The organism is Peptostreptococcus sp. MV1 (assembly GCF_000758885.1).
In the GTDB taxonomy this organism is placed as follows: Bacteria; Bacillota; Clostridia; order Peptostreptococcales; family Peptostreptococcaceae; genus Peptostreptococcus.
This window is the reverse complement of sequence record NZ_JRNB01000055.1, coordinates 1-917: the sequence shown is the minus strand read 5'-3', so window position 1 is coordinate 917 and position 917 is coordinate 1. Positions and strand designations below refer to the sequence as shown.

The window sequence follows — 917 nt, the reverse complement described above, 5'->3', positions numbered from 1 at the left end:
TTTTCGTTTAGAAAAAATGGTGGTTATAATGTAGAAGATGAGTATAGGTATACTATTGATGGGAGCGACCCTACGATAGACTCGAAAGAACTATACTATTTTGGAGATGCCTATGATAAGGATGGTCAGGGTCTGCCTACATATAACCTTTCTATCAACGAGTCAAAAAATGGGGTAGGAAGAGAGGATATATCTAACCAGTATCTTGAAGGGGGCAAGTTGACTATTAAGGTAAGGTCTTTTAGGGATGGACAACCTAGCTCCAGTATCTTTTCTTATGAATTAAAGGTTAATAAAAGAAGTATTGACGTGGCTACAAATTTAAAAGTAGTAAAAATAAAATTTAATGGACAGTCAAAAAGCTTTGACCAGGCAAATATTGGAATAAATCGTTATGTTTTTGATGAAAATATGGGAATAGCCCCACTATATTATGATACAAGGGCAGAAATAAAAAAAATAGATATTACTGATACGATCAAAGAAAAGTTAAAAAATAAAAAAATAGGTAGATACTACCCACTATCAATCAGCCTACTTGATAAAGATGGAAAGCCTGCTGATATACCAAATGGATGGGAAAATGAACAATTAAAGGATTATACTAAAGGTAAACCCCTTTTGACCTTGTCATTATTAAATTTGGACGAAAATGAAGTTGAACCATTGAAGCTGAATAATAGCTTGAAACTCTATGAAATAAAGGATGATGGAAACATTCAAGAGGTAGTAGATGACTATAATATTGAATTAGCGAAATATGGACTAAAGGTAGTAAGTGGAAAATTGAATGCTAAAATACCTATTGATAAGCCGGTTTCTAAATATATAATGGCAGAAGAAAATTCATATACTAAACCTGTTGTAGAAGATTTAAACAAGCTAAAAACAAATACCAATAAGGAAATAGACAAATT

Annotated in this window: 1 pseudogene; it reads left to right on the top strand. The window is 32.0% G+C overall.

The window, feature by feature from the left end:
• Positions 1-917, top strand: a pseudogene (locus HMPREF1639_RS04030) (cell wall-binding repeat-containing protein); the annotation flags it as partial.